We start from the raw sequence: 6,256 nt of genomic DNA, 5'->3' as shown, positions 1-6,256 counted from the left end.
GAGGATCGCGGTCTGGCGCGCGGTGAACCGCTGTGGGTCGACGATCCTCGGCATGTCTGCTCCCATATTCCTAGAGCGCCTACTCTAGCGCACGCACTCTATGAATTCGGACCAGATCAGAGGCGATTTCTGTTCCGATCGATTGTTGCGCGCAGCTCGGAGTGTGGAGCGCCGGTGGTTCTCATCGAGCACTCCGCCGTCCTGTGGACGGCCGGGCGATCATGGGGGAGCAGGCGGGACAGTCCACCTGCCGGACCCGCCCTGCCCGCGTGAGCTCGAGGTGTACGGGTGCATCGTCGTCGGGCTGTCGGATCGCGTGATGTCCGGCGCTTTCAACTATCGCCCCCGCGGTGGATATGCACGTCGACAGCATCTTCGCCGAGTCGCACCTGCACGATCGGATCCACGCGGTGACGACCCTGGGGCAGGACCTCCGGAACGGGCGGCTTGGCATGCCGGATGAAGCTGAATTGACATAATGCGCATTATCGGCTCTTTCCAGCCCGCCGCGAGCGGGGCCGGATCGGGTCACGTCGGCATGCATTTCCGAGCCGAGGATCGCGACGATGACCGGGGCGCGTCAGGAGCCGATGTACCGAGCGAGATGTTCTCCGGTCAGCGTCGAGCGATCGGCGACGAGCGCTGCGGGCGTCCCGGTGAACACCAGATGTCCGCCGTCGTGACCTGCGCCGGGTCCGAGGTCGACGATCCAGTCCGCATGCGCCATGACCGCCTGATGATGCTCGATGACGATGACCGACTTGCCGGAGTCCACCAGTCGGTCCAGGAGTCCGAGCAGGTTCTCCACGTCAGCGAGGTGCAGGCCTGTCGTCGGCTCGTCCAGGATGTAGACCTCGCCCGAGTCGGCCATCTGCGTCGCCAGTTTGAGTCGCTGTCGTTCGCCTCCTGACAGGGTCGTCAACGGCTGTCCGAGGCTGACGTAACCGAGCCCGACGTCCACGAGTCTCGCCAGGATGAGGTGCGCGGCGGGCGTCCGGGCCGGCCCGTCGGCGAAGAAGGCCTCGGCCTCCGTCACCGACATCGCGAGCACCTCGCTGATGTCCCGCTCCCCCAACTGATATTCCAGAACGGAAGCATCGAACCGGCGGCCCTCGCACACCTCGCAGACGGTCGAGACGCTCGCCATGACGCCGAGATCGGTGAAGACGACACCTGCGCCGTTGCAGTTCGGGCAGGCTCCCGCCGAGTTCGAGCTGAACAGCGCCGGCTTGACCCCGTTGGCCTTCGCGAACGCCTTGCGGATGGGCTCGAGCAGACCCGTGTACGTCGCCGGGTTACTGCGACGCGAGCCGCGGATCGGGCTCTGATCGACCGTCACCACACCGGGACGCCCGGCGACCGAGCCGTGGATGAGCGAACTCTTGCCCGAGCCGGCGACACCCGTGACGACCACGAGGACGCCGAGCGGCACGTCGACGTCGACGCCCTGCAGGTTGTGCCGGTCGGCGCCACGGATCTCGATGACACCGGTCGGTCGACGCAACACCGGCTTGAGCGTGGCGCGGTCGTCGAAGTGGCGTCCGGTGAGCGTGTCGCTCGCTCGGAGGCCGTCCACCGTCCCCTGGAACGTCACCTGTCCCCCGCCGGTCCCGGCTCCGGGACCGAGGTCGACGACGTGGTCGGCGATCGTGATCGTCTCCGGCTTGTGTTCCACGACGAGGACGGTGTTCCCCTTGTCGCGGAGCCGCAGGAGCAGTTCGTTCATCCGCTGGATGTCATGCGGGTGCAGTCCGACGGTCGGCTCGTCGAACACGTAGGTCACGTCGGTGAGCGACGACCCCAGGTGGCGGATCATCTTCGTGCGCTGCGCCTCCCCACCGGAGAGGGTGCCCGTCGTGCGGTCGAGTGACAGGTACCCCAGCCCGATGGCGACGAAGGAGTCGAGCGTCTCCTGGAGGACCGTCAGGAGTGGGCGCACCGACGGTTCGTCGAGCGCCCGGGTCCACGCCGCGAGGTCGCTGATCTGCATCGCGCACAGTTCGGCGATGTTCCGACCGGCGATGCGCGAACTCCGTGCGCCCTCGCTCAGGCGGGTCCCCTCACACGCCGGACACGTGGTGAAGGTGACGGCGCGGTCGACGAATGCGCGGATGTGCGGCTGCATCGCCTCACGGTCCTTCGAGAGGAACGACTTCTGCACCTTCGGGATCAGGCCCTCGTAGGTCATGTTGATGTCGCCGACCTTGACCTTCACCGGCTCCTTGTGGAGGAAGTCGTGGAGTTCCCGCTCCGTGTAGTCCTGGATGGGCTTGTCCGCGTCGAGGAATCCGGATCCGGTGAAGATCCGCACACCCCAGCCGTCGGGTGTGTAGCCGGGGATCGTGAGCGCGCCCTGGTTGAGCGACTTCGTGGCGTCGTAGAGCTGGGAACGGTCGATGTCGTTCACCGTCCCCATCCCCTCGCACCGCGGGCACATGCCGCCGGTGATCGAGAAGCTCCGCCGCTCCTTCGTGCTCTGGCCCCCGCGCTCGACGGTCACCGCTCCGGCGCCGCTGATCGAGGCGACGTTGAAGGAGAAGGCCTGTGGAGAGCCGATGGACGGGTCTCCGATCCGACTGAAGAGGATGCGCAGCATGGTGTTCGCGTCGGTCGCCGTGCCCACCGTCGAACGCGAGTTCGCGCCCATCCGCTCCTGGTCCACGATGATCGCCGTGGTGAGTCCCTCGAGCACGTCGACGTCGGGCCGCGCCTGCGACGGCATGAAGCCCTGGACGAAGGCACTGTAGGTCTCGTTGATCATCCGCTGTGACTCGGCGGCGATCGTCCCGAAGACGAGGGAGCTCTTCCCCGAGCCGGACACGCCCGTGAACACGGTGAGGCGGCGCTTGGGGAGGTCGACATCGACGTCGCGCAGATTGTGCTCGCGGGCACCCCTGACCCGGATGACGTCGTGGCTGTCAGCGGCCCTGGTGTGCATCGGCGTCTCGGTCATGGCGATCAGCGTATCCGTCGTCATCGGCCGGCGTCTCGCCTCGATCGACACTGGATCCGCGCGACATGGAAGGTCATGCTGTGAAACAGCTGTGTGGATGCGTCACACTGGTGGAACGCACCCCGTCTGCTCGGGAGCGCTGCACTGTACACCGTCAGGAGCCGACCATGTCCGAACCGTCCACCACCACCTACACGCTGAACTCCGCCAAGCTGACCGCGAGCCAGATCTCCGGTGTCCGATCGGCCTTCGCCGTCGGAGGGATCCTCACGATCCTCTTGGGTGTCTTCCTGCTGGTCGCGCCGAAGGCCTCGCTGGTCGCCGTCGCGTGGATCTTCGCCGTCTACTTCCTGATCGCCGGGATCGCCCGCATCACTCGTGGCGTCGTCGCCCGGGAGCACGGCGGACTCTGGCGGGTCCTCACGATCGTGTTCGGAGTGCTGTTGCTGGCCGCCGGCGTCTACATCTTCATCGATCCGCTGCTCGGCATCGGCGCACTCGTCTTCGTGATCGGTGTCTCCTGGATCGTCGAGGGCGTGGCTTCGCTGTTCGACTCGGCACCGGACGTGTCGCGGTGGATCACCGTCCTCTACGGCGTCATCAGCGTCGTCGCCGGCGTGTTCGTCCTCGCGAACCCGCTGCTCGCCGCCGTGACCCTCCTGCTCGTCACCGCGTTCTTCCTCATCGCGGCCGGCGTCGTCGAGATCATCCAGGCGATCACGTTCGGCAAGCAGGTGAAGCGGGCCGGTCTCGCCGGCTGACCCCGCTTGGCAGGACGACGAACGCCCGGCCCCTCGAGGACCGGGCGTTCGTCGCGTCGGGATCGTCGCCTACTCGGCGATGAAGTCGCTCGTGTCCCCCACGTAGCGGGTGTGGTCCTCGGGGATCGGGTCCACGGCGGCCGAGGCGACCTCGGCCGCGAACTCGCCCACGTTGTAGAGGCGACCGGCCGACTCCTTGCGGGAGCTGATCGCACCGGGGTTGGCACGTTCGAGGAGCGTCGCGGTGATGGTCCCCTCGATCATGTCGCCCGAGACGACCACGAACTCGACACCGGCGGCATCGAACTGGTCCTGCTTGGCCCGGAGTGCGTCCTCGCCCGCGCGCTTGGAGGTCGCGACCGGCACGTACTCGGGCATCGTCGGCGTGGTCCGGATGAAGTGCGCCTGGTGGCTCGTGACGAACACGATCCGCGAGCCGGGGCGGAGCAGCGGGAGGGCGTGTTCGACGACGCTCACCTGTGCGTCGCGGTTGAGCTGCATGGCGTAGTCCTCGGCCATGCCGCTCTCCATCCCACCGGAGGCGTTCAGCACCAGGACGTCGAGGTCGCCGAGTTCGGCCTTCGTCGTCGCGAACATCGCGGCGACCGACGCGGGGTCGGTGAGGTCGGCTCCGACCACCACGGCCTGCACACCGAGGGCTCGCACCTCGTCGGCGAGCTTGACGGCGCGAGCCTCCTTGTTCCGGTAGTTGATCACGACGTTGGCGCCGGCACCGGCGAAGTACCGGATGGTGTCGGCACCGATGCCGCGGGAGGAGCCCGTCACGAGGACGTTCTTCCCGGAGAGTGATCCGGCGGCCAGGGGGTTCGTCACGTGAGGGCTCCTTCAGATCTGGGGCCGCTCATCGGCGGCTGGTTCCAGCCAACGACCTTACCAAGAACCGGGAGACGGATCCGGTTCGGCGCTCCGCCCAGCTGATAGCGTTGAACCCGACCGGCGCACCGTCTCGCGCTCCCCCGGACTGCGAGGCGGCAGACGCGAGAGCCGATCCGGGAGGAATCCGCACCATGGACGTCATCACCGAGTACGCCTGGATCGCCTGGTTGGTCCTCATCCTCGTGTTCGTCATCATCGAGATCCTGTCACTCGAGTTCACCTTCCTCATGCTCGCGCTCGGTGGCACCGTCGGGCTGCTCTCCGGCCTCCTCGGCGCTCCATGGTGGCTCCAGCTGCTCATCGCGGCCGCTGCCGCCCTCCTCCTCCTGTTGGCCGTCAGGCCGCCGCTGCTCCGAGCGCTGCAACGCGGCGCGGACCCGGCGAGGAGCAACGTCGACGCACTCCTCGGCATGCCGGGGATCGTCCTCGCGACGGTGACCCCGCACGCTGGCCAGGTCAAGCTCGGCAACGGCGAGGTCTGGACCGCCAGGACCCCGCACGACTCCCCCGCGTCGTCGCTCGAGCCCGGCACGCGCATCGTCCTGTCCGTCGTCGACGGTGCCACCGCCGTCGTCGTCCCCGTCCCGACCCACCCGGCACCGCTGGGCGAGCAGAAGGAGTAGTCGTGAACGACATCTCATCAGGAGCGATCATCGGCTGGGTGATCGCGGCCATCGTCGTGGTCTTCGTGCTGGTGGTGCTGTTCCGATCCATCCGCATCATCCCGCAGGCGAGCGCCGGCGTGGTCGAGCGGCTCGGCAAGTACCACAAGACCCTCATGCCCGGGTTGAACCTGCTCATCCCGTTCATCGACCGGCTCCGGCCGCTCATCGATCTCCGAGAGCAGGTCGTCTCCTTCCCGCCGCAGCCGGTGATCACCGAGGACAACCTCGTCGTCTCGATCGACACGGTCGTCTACTTCCAGGTGACCGACGCCCGTGCCGCGACCTACGAGATCGCGAACTACCTGGGGGCCGTCGAGCAGCTGACCACGACGACGCTTCGAAACGTCGTCGGTGGGCTGAACCTCGAGGAGGCGCTGACGAGCCGCGACGAGATCAACAGCAAGCTCCGCATCGTGCTCGACGAGGCGACCGGCAAGTGGGGCATCCGCGTCGGACGCGTCGAGCTCAAGGCGATCGACCCGCCGCTCTCCATCCAGGACTCCATGGAGAAGCAGATGCGGGCCGAGCGTGACCGTCGAGCGCTCATCCTCACCGCCGAGGGCACCAAGCAGTCGGCGATCCTGACCGCCGAGGGTGCGCGGCAGGCCGAGATCCTCCGCGCCGAGGGTGATGCCCAGGCGGCTGTGCTCCGTGCTCAGGGTGAGGCGTCCGCCATCCAGACGGTGTTCAAGGCCATCCACGACGGTGACCCCGACGAGAAGCTCCTGGGCTACCAGTACCTGCAGATGCTCCCGAAGCTCGCGGAAGGCCAGGCGAACAAGCTCTGGGTCATCCCGAGCGAACTGACCGAGGCGCTCAAGGGCATCGGCTCCGCCTTCGGGCCGGGCAACACCCGCGACCCTGCGGCCACGGCACGGGCGGCGGCCGCAGCCGCGCAGACGCCCTCCTTCACCACGGCGCCGGCCGCGTCGCCCCAGACGCCACCGGCGCCGACGGCGCCCGTCCAGCCCGAGGGCTGA

The 6,256-nt window shown here is 67.7% G+C and carries 5 protein-coding genes; 3 read left to right on the top strand and 2 right to left on the bottom strand.

The genetic code is table 11. The annotated features are described in order from the left end of the window. Positions 1-580: 580 nt before the first annotated feature. Positions 581-2,953, bottom strand: a complete 2,373-nt coding sequence (locus RWN05_RS09860; RefSeq protein WP_314139400.1) for an excinuclease ABC subunit UvrA — start codon at positions 2,951-2,953, stop codon at positions 581-583. A 167-nt stretch (positions 2,954-3,120) separates the two neighbouring features. Here RWN05_RS09860 and RWN05_RS09855 point away from each other — a divergent pair, with 167 nt between their 5' ends. Continuing rightward, positions 3,121-3,714 (top strand): DUF308 domain-containing protein, encoded by a 594-nt coding sequence (locus RWN05_RS09855; protein WP_314139399.1) that lies wholly within the window; start codon positions 3,121-3,123, stop codon positions 3,712-3,714. 69 nt (positions 3,715-3,783) lie between these two features. Here the strand turns inward: RWN05_RS09855 and RWN05_RS09850 are convergent, their stop codons facing one another. After that, positions 3,784-4,548 (bottom strand): SDR family oxidoreductase, encoded by a 765-nt coding sequence (locus RWN05_RS09850; RefSeq protein ID WP_079002548.1) that lies wholly within the window; start codon positions 4,546-4,548, stop codon positions 3,784-3,786. A 194-nt stretch (positions 4,549-4,742) separates the two neighbouring features. Here RWN05_RS09850 and RWN05_RS09845 point away from each other — a divergent pair, with 194 nt between their 5' ends. Both RWN05_RS09845 and RWN05_RS09840 read left to right on the top strand, forming a co-directional pair. Then, the gene (locus tag RWN05_RS09845; RefSeq protein WP_079002547.1) at positions 4,743-5,234 is read left to right on the top strand and encodes an NfeD family protein; all 492 of its coding nucleotides are present in this window, start codon (positions 4,743-4,745) and stop codon (positions 5,232-5,234) included. A 2-nt stretch (positions 5,235-5,236) separates the two neighbouring features. Next, positions 5,237-6,256 carry an SPFH domain-containing protein gene (locus RWN05_RS09840; RefSeq protein ID WP_079002546.1) on the top strand — a complete coding sequence of 340 codons (1,020 nt, stop codon included), beginning with the start codon at positions 5,237-5,239 and terminating at the stop codon, positions 6,254-6,256.

This window comes from uncultured Plantibacter sp., assembly GCF_963518075.1.
Classification (GTDB): domain Bacteria; phylum Actinomycetota; class Actinomycetes; order Actinomycetales; family Microbacteriaceae; genus Plantibacter; species Plantibacter flavus_A.
The sequence above is the reverse complement of the archived record's forward strand: the minus strand, read 5'-3'. Positions and strand labels throughout refer to the sequence as shown.

Coding starts and splice junctions, on each gene's coding strand:
- RWN05_RS09860 (WP_314139400.1), bottom strand. CDS start 2,953: ATGACCGAGACGCCGATGCACACCAGGGCCGCTGACAGCCACGACGTC.
- RWN05_RS09845 (WP_079002547.1), top strand. CDS start 4,743: ATGGACGTCATCACCGAGTACGCCTGGATCGCCTGGTTGGTCCTCATC.
- RWN05_RS09855 (WP_314139399.1), top strand. CDS start 3,121: ATGTCCGAACCGTCCACCACCACCTACACGCTGAACTCCGCCAAGCTG.